13 protein-coding genes and 1 tRNA gene are annotated in these 23290 nt (G+C 35.7%); 10 read left to right on the forward strand and 4 right to left on the reverse strand.

Going from position 1 to position 23290, the window contains the following annotated elements; translation table 11 throughout:
* Positions 1-166: 166 nt before the first annotated feature.
* The 9 genes from DCS95_RS17485 to DCS95_RS17525 all read left to right on the forward strand — a co-directional run bounded on the left by DCS95_RS17485 (position 167) and on the right by DCS95_RS17525 (position 11042).
* The gene (locus DCS95_RS17485; protein WP_116772085.1) at positions 167-1486 is read left to right on the forward strand and encodes an N-acetylmuramoyl-L-alanine amidase family protein; all 1320 of its coding nucleotides are present in this window, start codon (positions 167-169) and stop codon (positions 1484-1486) included.
* A gap of 47 nt (positions 1487-1533) precedes the next feature.
* A complete protein-coding gene (locus tag DCS95_RS17490) occupies positions 1534-2499 on the forward strand; it encodes an MlaD family protein (protein ID WP_116772086.1) in 966 nt (321 codons plus the stop codon).
* A 15-nt stretch (positions 2500-2514) separates the two neighbouring features.
* Positions 2515-3840, forward strand: coding sequence for a 4Fe-4S dicluster domain-containing protein (locus tag DCS95_RS17495; protein ID WP_116772087.1), 1326 nt, complete (start codon positions 2515-2517; stop codon positions 3838-3840).
* A gap of 8 nt (positions 3841-3848) precedes the next feature.
* Positions 3849-4640 (forward strand): (Fe-S)-binding protein, encoded by a 792-nt coding sequence (locus DCS95_RS17500; RefSeq protein ID WP_116772088.1) that lies wholly within the window; start codon positions 3849-3851, stop codon positions 4638-4640.
* A gap of 17 nt (positions 4641-4657) precedes the next feature.
* Positions 4658-5140, forward strand: coding sequence for an ABC transporter ATPase (locus DCS95_RS17505; protein ID WP_116772089.1), 483 nt, complete (start codon positions 4658-4660; stop codon positions 5138-5140).
* 94 nt (positions 5141-5234) lie between these two features.
* Complete coding sequence (locus tag DCS95_RS17510; RefSeq protein ID WP_116772090.1) at positions 5235-8144, forward strand: serine hydrolase domain-containing protein; 2910 nt, start codon at positions 5235-5237, stop codon at positions 8142-8144.
* 19 nt (positions 8145-8163) lie between these two features.
* The gene (bshA, locus tag DCS95_RS17515) at positions 8164-9303 is read left to right on the forward strand and encodes an N-acetyl-alpha-D-glucosaminyl L-malate synthase BshA (RefSeq protein WP_116772091.1); all 1140 of its coding nucleotides are present in this window, start codon (positions 8164-8166) and stop codon (positions 9301-9303) included.
* Complete coding sequence (locus tag DCS95_RS17520; protein ID WP_116772092.1) at positions 9266-9742, forward strand: hypothetical protein; 477 nt, start codon at positions 9266-9268, stop codon at positions 9740-9742. The genes bshA and DCS95_RS17520 overlap by 38 nt, the downstream gene beginning before the upstream one ends.
* A gap of 118 nt (positions 9743-9860) precedes the next feature.
* On the forward strand, positions 9861-11042 hold the full coding sequence (locus tag DCS95_RS17525) for an OmpA family protein (protein WP_116772093.1): 1182 nt from the start codon (positions 9861-9863) through the stop codon (positions 11040-11042).
* 90 nt (positions 11043-11132) lie between these two features.
* Here the strand turns inward: DCS95_RS17525 and DCS95_RS17530 are convergent, their stop codons facing one another.
* From DCS95_RS17530 to DCS95_RS20320, 4 genes are all read right to left on the reverse strand, one after another.
* Complete coding sequence (locus DCS95_RS17530) at positions 11133-11810, reverse strand: fibronectin type III domain-containing protein (RefSeq protein ID WP_116772094.1); 678 nt, start codon at positions 11808-11810, stop codon at positions 11133-11135.
* Positions 11807-15280, reverse strand: a complete 3474-nt coding sequence (locus tag DCS95_RS17535; protein ID WP_116772095.1) for a PQQ-dependent sugar dehydrogenase — start codon at positions 15278-15280, stop codon at positions 11807-11809. Before DCS95_RS17535 ends, DCS95_RS17530 begins: the two co-directional genes overlap by 4 nt.
* Before the next feature lie 96 nt (positions 15281-15376).
* The gene (locus tag DCS95_RS17540; RefSeq protein ID WP_116772096.1) at positions 15377-16918 is read right to left on the reverse strand and encodes an FAD/NAD(P)-binding protein; all 1542 of its coding nucleotides are present in this window, start codon (positions 16916-16918) and stop codon (positions 15377-15379) included.
* Between the two features lie 166 nt (positions 16919-17084).
* Positions 17085-17174 (reverse strand) — tRNA-His (locus tag DCS95_RS20320).
* Positions 17175-17386: 212 nt separating this feature from the next.
* On the opposite strand from DCS95_RS20320, the gene DCS95_RS17545 reads away from it, so the two are divergent.
* On the forward strand, positions 17387-23110 hold the full coding sequence (locus tag DCS95_RS17545) for a PKD domain-containing protein (protein WP_116772097.1): 5724 nt from the start codon (positions 17387-17389) through the stop codon (positions 23108-23110).
* The last annotated feature ends 180 nt before the right edge of the window (positions 23111-23290 follow it).

The raw sequence follows: 23290 nt of genomic DNA on the forward strand, positions 1-23290 counted from the left end.
AAGTATTGTTTGTTTGATTGCAAGGCTATATATCCTATTTTTGTAAAGGTTTGGCGGTCCAATGAGCCGTTATTTAAGATGTCAAACTTACATATATTTTTTAATCCATATGTAGGGTCTTACCATAAATTTAACCATAATAAGGGCGATATAATCCCTAATACGTATGAAAATAAAATTCTTTAGCATTACACTGGTTTTAGTAACAGCCTTTTTTTTATTGTCTTTTTCTGTTGTAAAACAAGAGGTTAAGTCAGATGACCCGTTTATTGTTGTTTTAGATGCCGGTCATGGCGGTCATGATCCTGGAAATCTTGGTAATGGGTATCTAGAGAAAAAGATTGCTTTAAATATTGTTTTGAAAGTAGGAGAAATTCTTGAAAAGAATAAAGACATCAAAGTAATTTACACCCGTAAAGATGATACTTTCATTGATTTGTATGTTAGGGGAGAAGTTGCGAATAAAGCCAATGCAGATTTGTTCGTGTCTGTTCATTGTGATTCCCATACATCTGATGCACATGGAGCGGGTACCTTTGTACTGGGGCTTCATGCCAACAAACAAAATTTTGAGATTGCAAAGAAAGAAAACTCGGTGATTTATTTAGAGGATAATTATGAGAATAGATATGCCGACTATGATATTAATTCACCAGAATCGGTTATTGGGCTTACAATAATGCAAGAGGAATTTCTAGATCAGAGTGTAGCCTTGGCTACTATGATTCAAGAAAAGTTTTCTAAACAACTTAAAAGAACGGATAGAAAGGTGAAGCAAGCTGGTTTTATTGTTTTGCACCAAACTTTCATGCCAAGTGTACTGGTTGAAACCGGATTTCTAACCAATAAAGAAGAAGGGGCTTATTTGAACTCATCCAAAGGGCAGAATGAAATGGGAGATGCCATTGCAAAGGCAATTTTAAATTATAAGGAAGGTGTTCAACCAACCGTAAAGAATGTAGAGGCTACTGTGTCACAACCTAAGGCTCCACCAATTAAAGAGGATGTGGTTGCCAAAGCAGAAGAGGAAAAAGAACTTGCAGTTCAGAAAATTAATGAAAAGGAAGTTGCAGTAAAAGATCCAGTCGCTGAAAAAGTTGCAGATGCTAAAAAGCCTAATTCGGTAAATGTGCCATCTGTGGAAGTAAAAAAAGAAACGGAAGAAACAACTGCAGCCGTAAAGGAAGCAATCAATGCCAATGAGGTGGCAAAATCTATTGTCTTTAAAATTCAGTTAATGGCAAGTAGTAAAAATGTACCTCTAAGTCCTAGTAATTTTAAAGGTCTTTCAAATCTTTCACAAGAACCATATAAAAACTTGTATAGATATATGTATGGAGAAACAAGATCATATAGGGAAGCTAAAATGATGCAAAGTCAAGCGCAAAATAAAGGGTATGGTTCCGCATATATTGTTGCTTATAAACTAGGCGAAAGAATTCCTATTCAAGAAGCCATTGACGAGGTTTCTCAATTTAATCCATAAAGTGTAAATATTATTCATAATTTTGAGTGTAATAAAAATTCAACTGCTTGAAACTATCTAGAGAATTAAAAACAGGAATTATTGTTATTGGTGGCATCTTGCTGTTCATCATGGGATTCAGCTATTTAAAGTCCACCCCAATTTTTGATAATAGCAAAACATTTTTTGCCGTTTACCCTAATGTTGGGGGCTTACAATCTGGTACTACTGTTTCGATAAACGGTTTCAGTGTTGGTAAGGTCAATGATATTCGATTTTTAGATGAAAAAGGAAATTTATTGGTGACTTTTACGGTAGGTAATGATTTTAAATTTTCTAAAAATAGTACCGTAGAGTTGTATGATACAGGTATTATAGGTGGAAAAGGTTTACAGATAAAACCTATTTTCGATGGGGCACCTGCTCAATCTGGTGATACATTGAAAACAGAAACAAGGCCTGGTATTACAGACTTGGCACAGCAAAAACTTAATCCTTTGGTACGTAAAGTGGAGTCTGCTATATCTGGAGCAGATTCTGTTCTGGTTAACGTAAATTCTGTTTTAGATGAGAACACCAAAAAAGAATTGAAAGAAGTTATTGGTGGTTTAAATACGTTGATCAATAGTTTAAACGGCAGTGCCGCAACACTTAATACCGTTTTGGCGGGTAATGAGGAAAAGTTGAATACTTCATTCGAAAATTTTGAAAAACTAACGGCAAACTTCGCAAAACTTTCAGATTCATTAAATGCAGCCGGACTTGGTCGTACTTTGGAAAGTTTAGAATCTACAATGGCAAGTTTGGATCAGGTGACTTCTAAAATTGAAAATGGTGACGGATCTTTAGGCTTACTTATGAATGATAAGGAGCTTTATACAAATTTAAATAACGCTTCTAGAGAGTTAGATCTGTTATTACAAGATTTTCGTTTGAATCCAAAAAGGTATGTAAACGTATCTGTTTTTGGTAAAAAACAAAAAGAATATGAACTGCCAGAAGATGATCCAGCTGCAAATTCTATTGAGAATTAAAGAATATTAAATTATATGCAATATCTCCCTAATGTAATTTTTGTAATCCTACTTGTTGTAGGTGTCGGTTTTTTTGTAAAGAATATTTCCAAGTTAAAAAGAAATATTTTTCTAGGTAAAGATGCTTCTTTAACCGATAATAAACCGCAACGATGGAAAAACATGGCAAAGATTGCCTTGGGGCAAACTAAAATGGTTGTAAGGCCAATTGCCGGTATTTTACACATCATTGTTTATGTTGGTTTTGTGATTATTAACATTGAAGTTCTCGAGATTATCTTGGATGGTATTTTTGGTACGCATAGAATGTTTGCCGTTTTAGGTCCTGTATATGATTTTTTAATAGGTTCTTTTGAAGTTTTGGCGCTGTTGGTAATAGTAGCGGTAGTAGTATTTTGGATCAGAAGAAATATTATAAAACTAAAACGATTTTTTAAACCAGAAATGGAGGGTTGGCCAAAGAATGATGGTAACTTGATTCTTTATATAGAATTGGTACTTATGGTCTTGTTTTTGACCATGAATGGGGCAGATTATCAATTGCAGCAAATGGGTGCTGATCACTATGCCGCTGCAGGTTCTTTTCCTATAAGTAGTTTTCTAGCGCCATTATTTGAGAATATGACCATACCCACTTTGGTTATAATAGAACGTACTGCTTGGTGGTTGCATATTGCCGGTATATTGTTTTTCTTGAATTATTTATACTATTCAAAGCATTTACATATTCTTCTGGCCTTCCCGAATACGTATTATGGCAAACTAACGCCTAAAGGTCAGTTTAAGAACTTACAATCTGTAACTGATGAAGTTCGTATGATGATGGATCCAGATGCTGACCCGTACGCAGAACCTGCAGAAGATGCAGCTGTTCCAGATAAGTTTGGAGCATCAGATGTGCAAGATTTAAGCTGGGTGCAACTATTAAATGCTTATACATGTACGGAGTGTGGTCGTTGTACTAGTGAATGTCCTGCCAATCAGACCGGGAAAAAATTATCGCCCCGTAAAATTATGATGGATACTCGTGATCGTCTTGAAGAAGTCGGTAAGAATATCGATGAAAATAAGGGTGAATTTAAAGATGATGGCAAACAATTACTGAACGACTATATTACACCGGAAGAATTATGGGCATGTACTTCATGTAATGCCTGTGTACAGGCTTGTCCAATAAGTATTGATCCTTTATCTATTATTATGGATATGAGACAGTACCTGGTAATGGAACAATCTGCAGCTCCTACAGATTTGAATAACATGATGGGTAATATTGAGAATAATGGAGCACCTTGGCCATTTAACCAAATGGACCGTTTAAATTGGAGTAAAGAATCTTAAAGAAAGTTATGGCAAGTGAATTGAAAGTGCCTACAATGGCAGAGTTTTTTGCGTCTGGAACAGTACCCGAAGTTTTATTTTGGGTAGGTTGTGCCGGTAGTTTTGATGATAGAGCAAAGAAAATAACGAAGGCCTTCGTTAAGATTTTAAATAAGGCAAATGTATCTTTTGCTGTACTTGGGACAGAAGAAAGTTGTACTGGTGATCCTGCTAAACGTGCTGGTAATGAATTTTTATTTCAGATGCAGGCCGTTACGAATATTGAGGTACTGAATGCCTATGAAATTAAGAAAATAGTTACGGCTTGTCCACACTGCTTTAATACGATTAAAAATGAGTATCCTGGTTTAGGAGGTAATTACGAAGTAGTACACCATACCCAATTTCTTAAGGATTTGCTTAATGATGGAAGAATTTCTATGGAAGGTGGTTCGTTTAAAGGTAAGCGTATAACATTTCATGACCCATGTTATTTAGGAAGGGCCAATGGGGTTTACGAAGCACCAAGAGACCTTATTAGAAAATTGGATGCTGAGCTTATTGAGATGAAAAGCTGTAAGCAAAGAGGTTTATGTTGCGGTGCCGGAGGTGCGCAAATGTTCAAGGAACCAGAGAATGGAAATAAGGATGTCAACATTGAACGTACAGAACAAGCTTTGGAAACCAAACCCGAAATTATTGCTGCAGGTTGTCCGTTTTGTAACACCATGATGACAGACGGAGTTAAAAATAAGGAAAAGGAAGATGCTGTTGCGGTAATGGATATTGCTGAATTAATTGCAACTGCAGAAGATTTATAATATTAAATATATAAAAATTGCTAGTAGACTTTAAAACATTACCGGAAACTGCCAGAGTGTGGATTTATCAATGTAATCGCTCATTCTCTGATGCTGAAATGTTAGAAATCAGGTCAGATTTAGATGCTTTTCTTACATCTTGGACTGCACACGGTAATGATTTAAACGCTGGGTACGAGATAAAGTATAAACGCTTTATTGTTATAGCCCTTGATCAAACCTCACAAGGAGCAACAGGTTGTTCTATAGATGCATCTGTACATTTTATTCAAGAATTGGAAAAAAAGTACGATGTTATGCTATTGGATAAAATGAATGTATCTTATAAACAAGGTGAATTTATAGCATATAAAAGCTTGTTGGATTTTAAGACTATGGCTAAACAAAAGGCCATATCAAAGAAGACTATTGTATTCAACAATCTGGTTGCCAATAAAGGAGAGTATTTAGAGCATTGGGAAGTACCCGCTTCAGAGAGTTGGCATGCACGTTTTCTTTAACATAATTTCTTCTTAAGTATTAGAATTTATTGGGTTTTATCGATGAAATGCAATAATTTTCATCCCTATTAGTTATCACTGTACATATTATTTTATGCGCCATATTTTTATTTTTATTTGTGGGTTATTGTGCTGTACCAATATTTTAGCTCAAAATCCGTTGGTAACCAGCGACAGTTTAGCACAACAAAGTTGGGTAGACAGTCAATACGCTCAATTGAGCTTAGATCAAAAACTGGGGCAATTATTTATGGTAAGTGTTGCTTCTAATCAAAGCAAACAAGTTACCGATAAGATTAAGGATCTAATTGTACAAGAAAACCTTGGCGGCGTAATTTTTTCTAAAGGCGGACCAGTGCGCCAAGCTAAACTTACAAATAATTATCAAGCGGTTTCTAAAATACCTTTGTTGATCGGTATGGATGCCGAGTGGGGACTTTCTATGAGATTGGATTCTACTTACGCTTTTCCTTGGAACATGACCTTAGGGGCAATTCAAGATAGTTCAATAGTTGAAAGAGTAGGTTACCAGATTGGCAAACATGCAAAAAGACTTGGGGTGCATATAAACTTTGCTCCCGATTTAGATATTAATACCAATCCTAAAAATCCTATTATCGGTAATCGATCCTTTGGTGAGAACAGAGAAAATGTGGTACAAAAAGGAATTGCTTTTGTAAAAGGAATGGAACGTGCTGGTGTATTGGCAAATGGAAAGCATTTTCCGGGCCATGGTGATACCGAAGTAGATTCTCATCACAATTTACCTATTATCCCTTTTTCTAAGAAAAGGTTAGATAGTTTAGAACTGTATCCGTTCAAAAAACTGATTGCCTCTGGTTTAAGTAGTATAATGGTTGCGCATTTAGAGGTTCCTGCGCTAGAAATGAAAAAGGAATTACCTTCTTCGATATCAGAACAGATCATTTCTGGAATACTGAAAGAAGAACTAGGGTATAAAGGTTTAATTTTTACTGATGCCCTTAATATGAAAGGTGTTTCAACGACTGGTAAAGACGGTAGTGTAGAACTCGCCGCTTTTATGGCAGGTAATGATATGCTTTTAATGCCCGAAAATATTGTCAGTGCAAAGGAAAAATTGACTAAGGCCTATGAAAAAGGTAAATTGACAGAAGAACGTTTGGCTTACTCGGTCAAGAAAATTTTAATGGCAAAATATAAGGCAGGGTTAAATAAATACAAGCCTATTGATTTAGCGAATTTATACAATGACCTTAATAGTCTTGAAGATGATATTGTTTATGAGCAAGCGATTGAGAATGCCATAACGGTAGTCAAGAACAAATTGGATCTTTTGTCGATCAAAAACTTGGACAATAAAAAAATAGCCTATGTAAAAATGGGTAATGCCAATAATGAAGCATTTGTTAAAGGTCTAAAAAATTATGCCAATGTAACCGTTGTTGAGGCTAATGATATCACTACCTTAAAAACTAGATTAAAAGATTTCAATTTAATTATAATAGGGCATCATATGAGTAATGATAGCCCCTGGAAAGCATATAAATTTTCTAAAAGTGAATTGGCATGGTTGCAAGAAATCGCTAAAGAACGAACTTCAAATTTAATACTTTGTGTATTTGCTAAACCTTATGCCTTATCAGAAATCGAAACCTTTAGCAGTATTGATGCTGTAGTAATGGCCTATCAAAACAGTATTATAGCACAAGAGAAAACGGCTGAAATTTTATTTGGTGCCGTTAGTGCCTCTGGGAAATTACCGGTTACCGCGCATAAAGAGTTTTCTGTTAATACAGGTGTAGAGGTTAAATCATTGAGAAGATTAGGCTATAGTATTCCAGAACGTGTAGGTATGAGCTCAAAAGGATTGAAAGAGATCGATAAACTAATGCACAACGGTCTCGATAGTTTAATGTTTCCCGGGGCTCAAGTTCTAGTAGCTAGAAAAGGAAAAGTGATTTATCAAAAAGGTTTTGGAAAACCAACGTATGATTCTCAAGAAAATATCACCAATGAGTATATCTATGATCTTGCTTCGCTGACAAAAATATTGGCGACCCTACCAATGGTAATGAAAATGGAGGAAGAAGGTAGAATAGGACTTAACAATACTTTCGAAGAATTGGTTCCTAATTATTCCGATACCGAAATTAAGAATGTAACGGTTTTAAAAGCACTTTCCCATTATGGTAGATTACCGGCTTGGATACCATTTTACATTAGAACATTAGATGAAAATAAAAAACCTTCAAGCGAATTTTATAGGAATTCCCCTTTACCAGGTTTTTCAACTAAGGTGTATGATAATCTGTATCTGACGGATGCTTATCAAGACTCCATTTATAACAGAATAGGCAGGCAAGATTTAAAATCGAACAGATATCGTTATAGTGACGTTCCTTATTACGTAATGAAAAAGGTAATAGAGGACAGTTATGAACAACGATTGGACTATTTGACCAGTAATTTTTTATATCGAAGAATCGGCGCGAATCATACCACATACAATCCGCTGGAAAAGTTTGATAAAAAAATGATCGTGCCTTCAGAGGAAGATGATTATTATAGATACGGTACCGTGCAAGGTTATGTTCATGATATGGGCGCAGCTATGCAAGCAGGAGTAGGAGGGCATGCCGGACTTTTTAGTAATGCCAACGATGTTGCAAAAATAATGCAGATGTATTTGCAAGATGGTTATTATGGTGGAACCAAGTTTTTTGATTCCAGAACGGTGAAGAAATTTAATACTTGTTATTTCTGTGATAACAATGTACGTAGAGGGGTAGGATTTGATAAGCCCCAGTTACAACATAGTGGTCCTACTTGTGGTTGTGTATCACGAAAGAGCTTTGGGCATAGTGGATTCACCGGCACCTATACTTGGGCTGATCCAGAAGAAGAAATTGTGTATGTATTTTTATCTAACAGAACATATCCATCTGCTTCCAATACCCTTTTAGTTAAATCTGGGTTAAGAACTAGAATTCAACAAGTCATTTACAATTCAATTCTGAATTAAAAAAGGTAATTTTGTTGCAATGAAAATAGCAATAGTATGTTACCCTACCTTTGGAGGTAGTGGTGTAGTGGCAACAGAATTAGGGATAGCATTGGCCAATAGGGGTCATGAAATTCATTTTATAACGTATAAGCAACCTGTTCGTTTAGAGTTGTTGAGCAATAAGATTTTCTTTCATGAAGTTCATGTTCCCGAGTATCCATTGTTTCATTACCAACCCTATGAGCTTGCATTGTCAAGTAAATTGGTAGATACCATAAAGCTTCATAAAATTGATCTTCTTCATGTACATTATGCCATTCCGCATGCATATGCGGGCTATATGGCTAAAAAAATGCTTGAGGAGGAAGGTATTTATGTGCCTATGATAACGACACTACATGGTACGGATATTACCTTGGTAGGTAAACATCCATTTTATAAACCAGCGGTAACATTTAGTATAAATCAATCTGATGTAGTTACATCGGTATCCGAGAGTTTAAAGCAAGGAACTTTAGATACTTTTGATATCCATGGAGATATTGAGGTTATTCCAAATTTTATTGATGCCAAAAAATATAGTACTTCTTTTACCGATTGCCAAAGGTCTAATATGGCTACAGAAGAAGAACGTATTGTAACACATATCAGTAATTTTAGAAAGGTAAAGCGAATACCGGATGTAATTAAGATTTTCAGTAAAATTCAATTAGAAATTCCGGCCAAACTGATCATGGTAGGGGAAGGCCCAGAAAAGGCAGGTGCGGAACGCCTATGCGATGAGCTTGGTATTGCCGATAAGGTGATATTTTTAGGAAATAGTAATGAAATTGATAAAATTCTATGTTTTTCAGATTTATTTCTTTTGCCATCACAATCGGAGAGTTTTGGTCTTGCAGCACTTGAGGCTATGATTAATAAAGTGCCGGTTATATCTAGTAACGCCGGTGGTATACCTGAGGTGAATACTGAAGGTGTTAGTGGGTTTTTAAGTGATGTTGGTGATATTAATGATATGGCATCTAAAGCAATTACCATTTTAAAGAATGATAGTGTATTAGAAAGATTTAAACTTAACGCTCTTAAGGAAGCACAAAGGTTTGATATACAGAAAGTGGTGCCTCTATATGAGGAGGTTTATGAAAGAGCCTACAATAGCAGATTTAAGGATGTTTAAGAATTTTCTTTATCTCTTTCTATTGTTGACTACACAAGTATATTCTTGTAAAAGTGTAGTGCCAAGTAATCTTCAAGATTCAAATAGCATAGAAATGGAGCTTATTTTAAATGAAAACTATAGCGGATTTGAACAAGAGAATTATATTCTTATTAAGAACCAGAAAGATCTTAATGCTTTTTACGGTAAAATCAACAGAACTAGAAAGCCAGGATTGACACCTCCAAAAGTAGACTTTGATAGTGAAATGATTCTAGTTTGGTGTGGGGATTATTCCGCTTCCGAATATGCTCAATTGGTAGTAAGGGAGAAGGATACATTGTTAGAAATTCAAAATAAAAGATCTAAAGTCGCTAAAGAAGAAAACTCATTAATAGTTAGTCCTTTTAGTGTATACAAATTACCGCTCAGTTCAAAAAGCATAAAAATCAAACAGTAATTAGTCGATTATAATTCTACATTCAACTATCAATCGATTTTTAATGCTATATATAGTAATAATTTGCAAGTCAGCTTGTGTAAAGTTAATTTTACATTTTAAACCCAAATTTATAATTATGAAAACGGCTAAAACTTTTGGTTTACTAATTTTTCTGGTGCTACCGTCTGTCTTTTTTGCTCAAGAAGAGCTTCAAATTACGGCAAAAGACAGTATTGTACAGAGCTCATGGATTGTTGGCGTTGGCTTCAACGCAGTTGATGATTCAGGTAATGTTTTCGATGGTCTTTTTAATGTCGGTAAAGAATGGAATATTGTTCCATTTCCTTCAAGAGTTAGTATTGGTAGGTATTTTAAAAACGGTTTAGGATTAGAAGCTATCGGTACTTACAATGAATACAAAGAAGGAAATATTATCGATGCTCAGGTTATAAATGAAAATATTAGCTATTTTGGCATTGATGGTAGAATTACCTACGATATCAATAAAATTATTGGTGAAACGGGTTGGTTTGATCCTTACGTAGGTATTGGTGCAGGATATACTGATGCCAATAACAAAGGGAGGGGAACCTATAATGCCGTAGTTGGTTTTAGAACATGGCTTTCAGATCGATGGGGATTAGATTTTAATTCAACAGGAAAGTGGGCTATGAGCCAAGGTGATGGCGCTACAAACCATATTCAACATGCAGCTGGGGTGGTTTATCAATTCGGAATAGAAAAAGGTCTTTCTAAACGAGGTGAAGAAAAGCTCGAATTATTGGCTGCAATTGAAAAAGAAAAAGAACGTCAAAGAGATTCTATAAATGAGGTAAATCGTTTAAAAGAAGAAGCTTTATTAGCGGAGAGACTTAAAAAGCAACAAGAGGCAGATGCTTTGGCTGCTGCCGAGAAAGCAAAAGAAGATGCTTTAAATAAGAAAAAAGCGGAAATTAAATCTAGGATAGAGAGTTTGGGTAACGTGTATTTTGGATTAAATTCTTCGTTTGTAAACACAAAATCTAAAAAGGTATTGGACTCGTTGGTTCAGGTTTTAGAAGATATACCAACTTTAAAACTAAAAATTACATCCCATACTGATTCTAGAGGTACTTCCAAGTATAATGATTGGTTATCTCAACGAAGAGTTGATAGAACCAAAGCATATTTGTTATCTAAAGGTATAGCCGATGATAAATTGGTAACAGAGGCCTATGGTGAAACTATGTTATTAAATGAATGTGATGACAATAAATATTGCCCAGAAGATAAACATGCTGTAAACAGACGTTCAGAATTCGTAATTCTCGAATTTTAATAAAGAAACATATTAATAAGAAAGCCGATAAATAATACATTTATCGGCTTTCTTATTATGTACAGTTTTAGTTTAGCTTAAATGAAATATTTAACCAACACTAAAATTGAATACTTCAGAGGTAGATTCATTGCCAACACTATCTTTTGTGACAATTTTCCAATAATAGGTTTTACCAGCTTCAACAGGAATGTCATTATATCTTGAAGTTGTGATATCACTGACTAGTAAAGCTGGTTCTTCGGTTTCACCAAAGTAGAGGTCATATCCTATAATGTCATTATCTTCATCTTCGGCTTTCCAAATTAGATTTACCGTAGTACTTGTTTGTGAAATTGAGGCACCGGATACAGGAGATATGGCAGTTGCAGGGTAGGGAATAGTTGATTCTAAACCGGGTCCTTCATTGTAAAAAGTCCAAACTTCGCTGCTATTATTATTTTGTCCGGTTACATACCATGAGTATGCTACAGTTCGTTCAAGAATAATGGCGATACTTTTATTATCACTATCAAATACCCCTGTTTCTGAATTTGTAAGATTTGTTAAGTGAACTTGATAAGGACTATTATCATTTGTATCTGACCATTCAAAAATGAGTTCACTTTGAGTGTCCGAAACAATAATTCCTTCGGTACATTCTGAGTCATTTTCTGGGAAAATAAGAGAAATATTAAATTGGTCTGGAGCATATTTCAAAACTTCTGAATCTACACCGCAAGATTGTATAATTAGGATTAAGAAAATAAATAAATTGGGGTTCTTCACTGTCTTAAAAGTTTGAAGGATTTACTGAAGTTGCCATTCTTTAATCTTAAAATATAAATACCAGAGTTAAAAAAGGTTGTATTAATATCGATTATTGATTGTTCAACTTTATAGGTGCTAGAATGTACTAAAGCACCAGCTTCAGTAAAAATAGCTATTTCAACGTTATCTATAGCAAGAGATTTTAAATCTATTGAAAGTTTATTGCTGAAAGGATTTGGGTATAAATAGGGAGATTGTTGCAAATAAACTGTTTCTTCAAATTGACCTTGACATGGTTTATTTGTGCTTACGCTTATTTTATTGATTTCCTCAGAAAGAGTTAAACTTATTAAATTTTTTGTAGTTAATAAACTTTTGCCGTTAATATCAATGTAATATTCGTCTGCTCCGCTTAAATTCAGACTTATGTTATTTGTTGAATCATCAAAGTTTATGAGCACATCTAATGGTAATGGTTCAGTAATAACAACTTTAGAACAGTTTTGGTAATTTGTGGATTCTAGGGAAGAGATACAAACATTATAAACTCCACTTTTCAAATCTTCTATATTGATGAATTCGCTAAAAGTAAATGTTCTATTTTCGTTTTCACCAATAATGCTACCGCTGAATGTTTCATTTGTGATAGATTCAATGGTAACTGAACCATTATCTATATCGATACAAGATGTGCCTTTAGCAGTAATTTTAAATTGATTTGAGGGGTATGAAGAAATAGTACATCCATTGGTATCGACGATGGTGCCACTAGGTGTATTTGGGCAAGAATCAATTGTATCTAATATTCCATCTCCATCCTCATCATTATTTAATTGGGAGCTAGAACAACCATCGGTGTTTACACCTTCCCCTACAGGTGTATTTGTGCACTGATCATTACTATTTGTAACTCCATCGTTATCGTCATCATAATTTATAGGTTCAACTATAAGTGAGAAATTTTTCGTACAACCTTCCGAAGAAGTGAAAATATAAGTTCCCGCATCCGTTGAATTGATGCTTTCTATTGTATAATCATTGTTCACTATCTCGCCATCTGGAAGCGTGATGGTAAATGAATTGTCATTTGGCAGTATACTCAAGGTAATTTTATTCCCTTCCGTTATCGTTAAGCTATCACCACCACTTACCCAATTTTCCGCAATTAAGTATGCCACTGTAATAGTTTCATTCGTACAGGAAACCTCTTTCCAAATAGCAATGTTATTAGAGCTTGTATCTCCAGCTGAACTAAAATTGCCACCTACTAGAAGTTCTGTATTGTTCTTTATGAATTTTAAAGTATTTACTCTAATGTTAACTCCAACATCAGTTTCGTTTCCTAAAGCTTGCCAACCGGTTTCTGAGTTCCATCTAGCGATATTGTTTACTATTTTGTTCGTTAACCCGTCATCACTAGCGGTATCAAATGTGCCACCAACGTATACAAAGGTATCATCACAAGTAATTGCATTTACATTTCCACTTAGGCCATTTCCTAATGATTCCCAGGTGCCGTTACTTTTATGATATCTAGAAACTCTATTTACGGTTTTGTCGCCGGCAATAGAAAAATTCCCTCCAACGTATATATATTCTCCAGCCGAATTTATAGCTTGTACATAGCCGCTAGTTCCTGTGACTAATGCCGACCAATTAGCACCGTCCCAACGGGCTATTCTTGAGGCGGGGATTCCCCCTGCTGCATCAAAATTCCCACCTACATAGACCTTATCATTATCTATGTGTATGCAACGTACTTCATTGTTCGTTCCAGAAATATTGGAGGCACTATCTGTAAGTAGGTTCCATGTTTCATTTTCCCATTTAGCTATATTATTTGCGTTCAATTCACCTGCTGTTGTAAATATTCCTCCTATGAATAATGCGCCATTCTCATCTATCTGCATTGTTGTGATCGGACCGTTAGTGCCAGAGCTTAGAGCAGACCATGAACTACCATTCCATTTGGCGATATTATTAGCGCCTATACCAGCAATTGCAGTAAATTCACCGCCAATGTAAAGAGTTCCGTCAGGAGCAAGAGCAGTAGTTAAAATGGTGCCTTCAATGTCATTCCCCAATGAACCCCATTCCTCAGTGATGCTTAATGTGGCTAAAGCTGATGCACTAATACCGCCTGCTGTAGAAAACGTACCTGCGATATAACTTAGACCGCTAGTAGAAGTAGCAATAGCTTCAACAATCCCGTTGGTTCCAGATGATAGTGATTTCCATGCTCCAATACCATCTTCGGGGGCGGCTTCTGGACCGGATATGGTTTCAGTTAATTTATATAATTTGGCATTAGATCCATAATCGGAGAAATAGAGTTCACCATCTTCATCTTCTCCAAAGGTAGAAATAAACTCTCCATTTGTTTTAAAGAGCAACTCGTTTGATGTTCTGCCAGTTGAAGCATCGTATTCTAAAGCCCATACTCGACCAGAAACATAATCACCATAGATATACTTATTTTTTATATTACTGCTGGTTATTGAACCATTATACGTGTAACCTCCTGTTATGGATACATCTGAGGCGCTGTGGTCGTAAAAGAATATCGGCTCAATATTGGGTGTAGTAGAAAGTGATGTACCGTTGCCGTAACTAGGTTCTGTTTTTGCTTCAAATTTGTTCCAGCCATAGTTACCGCCTTTGGTGATTATATTGATCTCTTCATATGAATTTTGTCCTACGTCTGATCCCCAAAGTTTGCCTGTGGAATCAAAAGAGAATTTCCAAGTATTACGTATACCCCAGGCATAAAGTTCATCTAACCCAGTTTGGCCTACCCTAGGGTTGTCAGAAGGTATTTCATATTTGCCATTTGGTAATTCAGGATTTGTTTCAAGGGGATTGTTACCATCTATATCAACATCAATTCTAAGTAAACTTCCAAAAACAGTATTTAAATTTTGACCATTACCTTGTGGGTCGCCACCACCACCTCCATCACCCACTGAGATGTACAGATAACCATCTGGACCAAATGCAATTTTACCGCCGTTATGGTTTGAGTCAGATTGGTTTTTTGAGAATTGGGCAATGAGGGTTTTTGAAGAAGTGTCAATCAAATTAGGGTTAGAAGTGTCCACTTTGTAACGAGCAATATTTATTCTATAAGTACTAGGTTGGTCTATATAGTAAATGAATATAAACCCGTTAGACTCGTAATTTGGATGAAAAGCTAAACCTAAAAGCCCTATTTCTTGCCCAGCACTATATGCCACTGTGGAAGAAATATCTAAGAATATACTTTGTTCTTCAATGGTTACATTTTCTATGTTTGGAAACACTTTAATTAAGCCAGGTTGCTCAACCACAAAAATCCTATCACTGTTGTCAGCGCTATTTTGTATTTCTACCGGGAAATTAAATGATAGATTAGGGAAAGCTTCTTCATAAGAAGTCTGACAAAATATAGATAAGAATGTTAACTGTAGCGTTAAGAATAAAAAAAATTTAATCGGTTTGGTGGGAAACATGAAGCTGTATTTACAGCGTCAAATATAAGCTTACTTTATAATTTTTTTTAATTTGAAAAAAATAAAAAGGAGTCTAAAAATAAATATTTTCCAACATTAATTCATATTTTTTAATAATTTTTGGGATAAAACGGAACTTGACCAGATTATTCTAGCACAATGTTCTAAATGCCAGAATATTTTATCATTGATCTGATTGCCTGCTAATAGTGGTCCTGCAAGGTATAGGTTTTCAGAAGCTTGCATATTTTCATCTATTTTAAAACCAATTTTAGAAGGGTTTGGCTCACATAAACCATTACTGATAAGACTTTTCAAAAACGGAGATAAATCTTCAGATGATAAGTCAACGCTTCCAAGGCAATTAATTACAATATTAAAACTTTCGGAATATTCTTCAGTTTCAGTTGAATTATTGCCGGTGTAAAGGAGAGATAAACCGTTATCATCATTAGTAAGATCCTTAAATCTACCCTTAATATGGTTAAATCTCTTTAGACTTGAAAGTTCATCAACAACTGACAGGTAATGTTGACCGGCACAGCGTTGCCTTCTGCCTATTTGATTGCCGTGAAAACAAGCAAAGTTTAAAAGCTCATCATGACTTAACTTAGGTAGTAAACTGCCAAAACCCTTAGAAATAATACGTACCGTGGTAGCGGCACCTATATCTAATTTTTCCGCTTCATCAATATCTTTATGAGCTGCCTCGGCAATTTGATTAGCCATTAATAATGGTTCATTTTCCAAAGCCTGTAGGTGGACAGCATTGAATTTTTTTGCTTTTTCCTCATCAAAAAAGCCGTCGGGCATAATGCCGTGAGAAGACAATGTCTTAAATGTGGTATCGTATTCGGTAAGCGGGAATTTATCGCAGATTTTATAAATCATCTCTAGGCCGCTGGCATTTGCCCCTAATACGGCGATTTTTGTAGGTAAACCTAGTTCTTTTCTAGCATGTAAGAAACTAGCGATCTTTTCCATGTTTTGCTCCATACCTAAACCATAAGGCTCTTTAATGTAGAGAGAAGCGTGGTTGTCTTCTAAGTTTGGCTTGTGTAGTTTTTTATAGGGTAGGGAACCAATTGCAAGAATAACTTTTTCAGAAATGATTTCAGAATTGTCTTCAAAGGCAATTGTAAATTCAGAACTTTTTTTACTAACGCTAAGTACTTCTTTTTGTATATAAGTTACGTGTAGCCTATTTATGTTACTTAGCTTTTTAATACGGGACTGTACTTCTTGCTTTATATATTTTCCAAAAAAGAATCTTGGTATATATAAATCATCCCAATGCCCTTCACTATAGAGGGGTTTGTTGATTTCTACCCATTTAGTGGCATAATCTCCTCCACTTTCACTGAATTGTTTTGCCAATTCAGTGATATTATTGTCTAACCAATTTTTAAAATGAGTTCTATGGGGTTCTGTAATGAAATTCTTTAAATCTTGTATAAGCAATACAGATTTACCTGAACGATCTCCATAAGGCATACCTTTAAAAAAATCAGTGCTTTTGTCTATTATGGTAAGCTTAATGGTAGCACCGTTTTCTTCTTTTTCAAAATTATCCAAAAACGGAATTAATGTATAACTTGTTGCTATACCAGCACCAATAAACGCTATTTTGATTGACATTTTAGTAATACTTTTAAAGTAAGGTTGATAAAATTAATATTAAAAAGGGCAGTGAACGTTTTAAATTAGTTGAACTCATTTATTTGTTCGTTCATTTGCCTTTTATTTTGTGTTGCTTCATGAAGATGTAAAGATAAAAAAAAGCCCGTTTAACGGGCTTTTTTAGCGGAGGAAGAAGGGATTCGAACCCTCGAAGGCGTTAACCTTAATAACAAAATTCATTGTTATTTGCATTAGACCACTCTGCCATTCCTCCTTTTCAAGACTAAAAACGCAATTCAAATAGTTATATTGTATTAAATCAATTTTTTCGTGTGCGTTTTTAATTTTAACTAACGTTTTGTGTGCTTTAAAACAAGTTTATTAAACGTATATATATGAATTTGAACGATATTAATATTTTGCTTACGCATTTTCGTTTTTTTTTGTAGGGAATATTGCATACCACTAAATACTAATCTGCGACAGATGAAGAAAAATTACTTAACAAAGATAAATTCAATTAAAAAGTTATTTATAACAATAAGTGTAGTAGGTTCAGCTGTGTTGGTTATGAGCTTTGGACCTATGTTTTTAGGACCGGGTCTAACTAACCCGGAACCTTTTAACTTGCTTGTTGATTCAAATTTCTCTCAAGATGGAACGGCAACTGACCCATATGAAGTGGCTTTTCCAAATTTAGATTTTGATACTCCTCTCAATTTTAATATTGTTCCGGGTCAAAATAAAATTGTTATTGGACAAAGGGATGGTAAAGTTTTTTGGTTTGATAATGTTGATAATACAACAGATAAGAATCTTGTGATTGACCTTTCTAATGAAGTAGGTGTTGTTTGGGATGGCGGTTTTTTAGGACTTTCTATTCATCCGCAATTTGGAACAGGAGTAGGTAAAGATTATTTTTTTATCTATTATACAAGTGTTTCAGAATCAGGAGATAACACCTTGAATGATCCTGATGGTTTTTCTTGTGGTGTCGAAACTTTTCATGATAATTATTTGTTGTTAGAAAGGTTTGAGGTTGAACCTAGTAATCTCACTTTTGTTACTGGTTCTAGGGTGCCCATGATTAAAAGGCGTATGTACAATACTACTCACCGAGGTGGAGGTATGGAATTTGGTGACGATGGGTATTTATATCTTTCTACAGGTGATCAAGCAGCTTATGTAAATGCACAAGATATTGCCGAAAATTTAGATGGCGGAGTTTTAAGAATTGATGTGGATAAAAATCCAATTACAAGTCATGCGCCCATTAGGACCCTTGCATCACCAGGAGCCGGTGATTCTGATGAGTTTTCAGGAATTGAATATTTTATACCGAATGACAATCCTTTTCCTAGTCAATTTGGTGATACTTTTGAGGAGTATTATTCTATGGGGCACCGTAATCCGCACCGTATGACAAAAGACAGGGATACAGGGGTTTTTTATATTGGAGAAGTTGGTGAAGTTACTCATGAGGAAATAAATGTTCTTTCTGCAGGGAAAAATTATGGTTGGCCGGTATATGAGGCAACAATGGGACCAAACACCTCTTGCGTGACAGAATTATATAATGATATGCCTCACGAGCTACCTTTAGTAGAATTTCAACGTTCTGAAGCTAGTTCTATTATAGGAGGTTATGTATATAGAGGAACTGATATTCCAAGTCTACAAGGTAAATATATTTGTGCTGATTATGGACCAGGAAATGAAATTTGGCAGGTTGATATTAATAATGGAAGTAAACAGCTTTTAGGTGAATTTACACCTGCTCCTCCAGTTTCTTTTGGTCAAGATCAGCAAGGTGAACTTTATATTTTAAGTTATGGTGCCGGTGTTAAACTTTATAAGCTTACAACATCTCTTAATCAAGGTGGTGCACCGCTAACACTATCTCAAACAGGTGCTTTTACAGATTTGTCAAACCTTACAGTATCTAGTGGTTATTTGCCTTATGAAATGATAGATCCTTTTTGGTCAGATGGAGCATCGAAAAAGCGCTGGATGGCCATTCCAAACGATGGTTCTCATGATTTGCCAGAAGAAAAAATTCAGTGGTCGGAGAATGGTGATTGGCAATTTCCCATAGGTACAGTTATAATAAAACACTTTGACTACCCTGTTGATGATACAGACCCTTCAATAACCCGTAAAGTAGAAACGCGTTTTTCAATCAAAGGGACTGATGGTCAGTTCTACTATTTAACATATAAATGGAGAGAAGATCAAACTGATGCTGATTTAGTTAATATGGAATTAGGAGATGACGAAACCATTGAGGTAGATACAGGAAATGGAACACGTGATGTCGTTTGGCATTATCCTTCCAATACAGAATGTATTACTTGTCATGACCCAGCATTAGGAGGGACATTGGGACCTAGAACACGCTCATTGAATAAGGATTTCGATTATGGCGAAAAAGGAGGGACTGTCGGTAATCAATTGGTTACCCTTAGTGCGCTAGGTATTTTAGATGAGGTGATTTCTGATACAGATACCCCTGGATATTTGAAACATGTTGCATTAAATGATCCAAACGGTACACTGGAAGAAAAGGCTCGAACCTATTTAGATAACAATTGTGCGTATTGTCATCAGCCTGCAACAGGAAATCGTGCAAATTTTGATCTTAGGTTGTTTAATTCCTTGGCTCAAACGGGGTTATTAACAGCAGGAGTTAACCAAACTATTCCTTCTTTAGGTGATGATCAAAAGATTTTATTGCCAGGTGATGCTGCTAAATCACATATTTATGCTAGAGTAAATAATACTACGGCAGGAATTATGATGCCTCCATTGGCGAAAAATCAAATAGATGAAGAGGGTGTTGCAATGTTACAGCAATGGATAAATGGGATGGACCCCATAGCACCCACTCCTGGTTTGGATACTTATAGATTAGTAAATTATGAAACAAATGCCACATTACAATTGGCCGAGAATAGTAATGATACAGGAGTAAATGTACAAGAAGGCGGCTATGAAGGCTTGGATTACCAACATTGGGCGTTCGAGGATGCAGGTGAAGCAGGTTACTACAGATTTAAAGCTGTAAGCAGTAACAGATACATGGATGTTGCTGGTTTTGGTGAAGGTTTGGGGGTAAACGTATGGCAATGGTCAGATAATGGCTCTGCGCCTCAACAATGGGAAATAGTCGATGCAGGTGATAATACCTTTTTTATAATATCAAGATTTAACGGTAACTTTTTAAGTGTTGAGCCAAACGGTAATGTGATTGTAGGTACGGATGATGGTAGCGATAAGTATAAATGGAAATTTTTACCCACCTATGCACCATTTGAAATAGGGATAGACGTGCAAGGGGACCAAATGATAACTTCAGAAGATGGTACAACCGATGATTTTAGCATAGCTTTAAAATCTGCACCTGCTGCTGATGTGGTAGTACTTATTGAAGTAGATGCTGTAAATGAAGTTTCTCTTTCAGAAACAGAATTTACCTTTACTACAACTAATTGGCAAACACCACAAATGGTAACGGTAACAGGTTTAAATGATGATGACGTTGATGGAGTTCAGTTTTATAATATAGAAATAGCAATAGATAATACACGAAGTGATACTGCTTATGCTGGCTTTATTGAAAATTTAATGGGCTATAATGAAGATAATGATGGTGGTATCGGAGCTCCTCCTGCACCAGGTATTTATAGAATAATAAATGTAAATAGTAACTTATCAGCACAGGTCGTTGATGCCGGTACAGATAATCGGGTGAACATAGCTCAAGGTCTCTATCAAGGCGATGAATACCAACAATTTGAATTGGTATATAGGGAAAATGGCCTTTATTCAATTGAAGCGGTTCATAGTGGTAAAGTTATGGACGTAGAGTTAGGTATTGCCAATCCAGGTACTAATGTTTGGCAATTTACTTTTGACGGCTCTACGCCTCAACTGTGGGCGATTGAGGATGCGGGTGAAAATACCTATCACATTGTAAGTGAATTGGCCGGGTATTATTTGGGTATTGATGATACCGGAAACATGTTGGTAGATGTGGATAATGGCAGCGATAAATATAAATGGCGTTTTGAAGATATTACTGCATTAGGTAATACGGGTATTGCAGTTAGTCAAGATCTTATAATTACAAGTGAAGATGGTTTATCTGATACCTTTACGGTTGAGCTAAAAACACAACCTACGGCTACTGTTACTATTGATTTACAAATTATAGAGGGAGTTGGTGAAGTAAGTTTAGATAAAAACCAACTTGTTTTTACGGATGCAACGTGGAATGTTCCACAAATTGTTACCGTAACAGGAGAAAATGATGACGCTATTGATGGTATTCAAGATTTTACCATAGAGGCTGTAGTGGCTGCACCTTTTAATGACCCTTTATATAGTTCAGGCTTAGGGGATAGCGTGTCTGGTCTTAATTATGATAATGATGAAGGCGCCAATAGTGCTCCTTTACCAGGAATTTATCAGATACGTAATGTGGGTAATCAAAAAAATATTATGCCAGATGCAGGAGATATATCTTGGCAAGTAAATATGCTAACCGATACTTATGATGCTTCAGAGTATCAACATTTTGAATTGATAGCTGAAGGAAATGGACTTTATAGTATAAGACTTACACAACAAGATGCTATGGGGCGAGATTTATATTTAGATAATCAATATGGAAGTACTGATCCAGGTACAAATATATGGTCATATATTGCGAATAATGGTAATACAAACATAGCTCAACATTTTGAAATTGCTTCTTTAGGTGATGGTTCATATTCTATAATTAGTGCTCTTTCAACGTCTAATTATTTGACAGTTGAACCTGATGGAAATCTGATTGCCGATATAAATGGAGATACAGATTTCTTTAAATGGCAATTTTTGCCTACTGGTTTTCCACCAGAAGCTATTGCTTCTGCTGATATTAATTCAGGAAATGCACCTTTAGAAATTCAGTTTACAGGTAATACATCTACAGATGACAAAAATGATATTGTAGCATACCTTTGGGATTTTGGCAATGGCGATACAACTACTGATGTCAATCCAAATTATGAATTTCTAGTGGGGGGTGTTTATAATGTTAGTTTAACAGTAACTGATGGAGATGGTTTTCAAGATAGAAGTGAGGAAATAGAGATTATCGTAAACGGAGCACCTGTAGCGGTAGCGACCTCGGATATTACGGAAGGTGAAGTTCCTTTAGAAGTAAGCTTTACGGGAGACCAGTCTACCGATGATGTCGGTATCGTGGATTACTTGTGGGATTTCAAGGATGGAACAGTATCCTCCGATGCGAATCCTGTCCATACCTTTGACAGTGTTGGAACCTATGAAGTGGAATTAACGGTAACGGATGCCGATGGTCTTACGAACTCGACGACCATAACTATTACTGTTAGCCCGGTAAACGGAGCACCTGTAGCGGTAGCGACCTCGGATATTGCGGAAGGTGAAGTTCCTTTAGAAGTAAGCTTTACGGGAGACCAGTCTACCGATGATGTCGGTATCGTGGATTACTTGTGGGATTTCAAGGATGGAACAGTATCCTCCGATGCGAATCCTGTCCATACCTTTGACAGTGTTGGAACCTATGAAGTGGAATTAACGGTAACGGATGCCGATGGTCTTACGAACTCGACGACCATAACTATTACTGTTAGCCCGGTAAACGGAGCACCTGTAGCGGTAGCGACCTCGGATATTGCGGAAGGTGAAGTTCCTTTAGAAGTAAGCTTTACGGGAGACCAGTCTACCGATGATGTCGGTATCGTGGATTACTTGTGGGATTTCAAGGATGGAACAGTATCCTCCGATGCGAATCCTGTCCATACCTTTGACAGTGTTGGAACCTATGAAGTGGAATTAACGGTAACGGATACCGATGGTCTTACGAACTCGACGACCATAACTATTACTGTTACAGAAGAAAATATTGTTTTGGAACAGCCTTCTTTTGATTTTATATTAGCTCCCAATCCTTCAATTGATTACGTTGAGGTTATTATGAAGGAGAATTTTAATGTGGATGAAATCATAGGGGTTATGATGCATGATAGTGCAGGTAGGTTAATTAGGCAATTCATGGTAACAGAGGTCTTACAAGATGGTAAACTAAGAATACCTACTAATTCTTATAGAAATGAAGTTTATGTTATTACGTTAATGTTCAACAATAATGAACCGGTTTCTAAACGTTTAATAATTCAGTAGTACTATAATCAGTTAATTAATTTTGACATAGATTATTAAATAGTTTTTTTTAACATTTGAGCTGAACAATAGCAATATTGTTTAGCTTTTTGTTTTTATATAAATATTTTATAATTAGTTGAGTCGAATTAAATAAGTAAGTGTAAAGGCTATTAAAGGTTCAATTATAATATTCTTTAA

Origin of the sequence: Maribacter litoralis, assembly GCF_003075045.1 — a bacterium.
Taxonomy (GTDB): domain Bacteria; phylum Bacteroidota; class Bacteroidia; order Flavobacteriales; family Flavobacteriaceae; genus Maribacter; species Maribacter litoralis.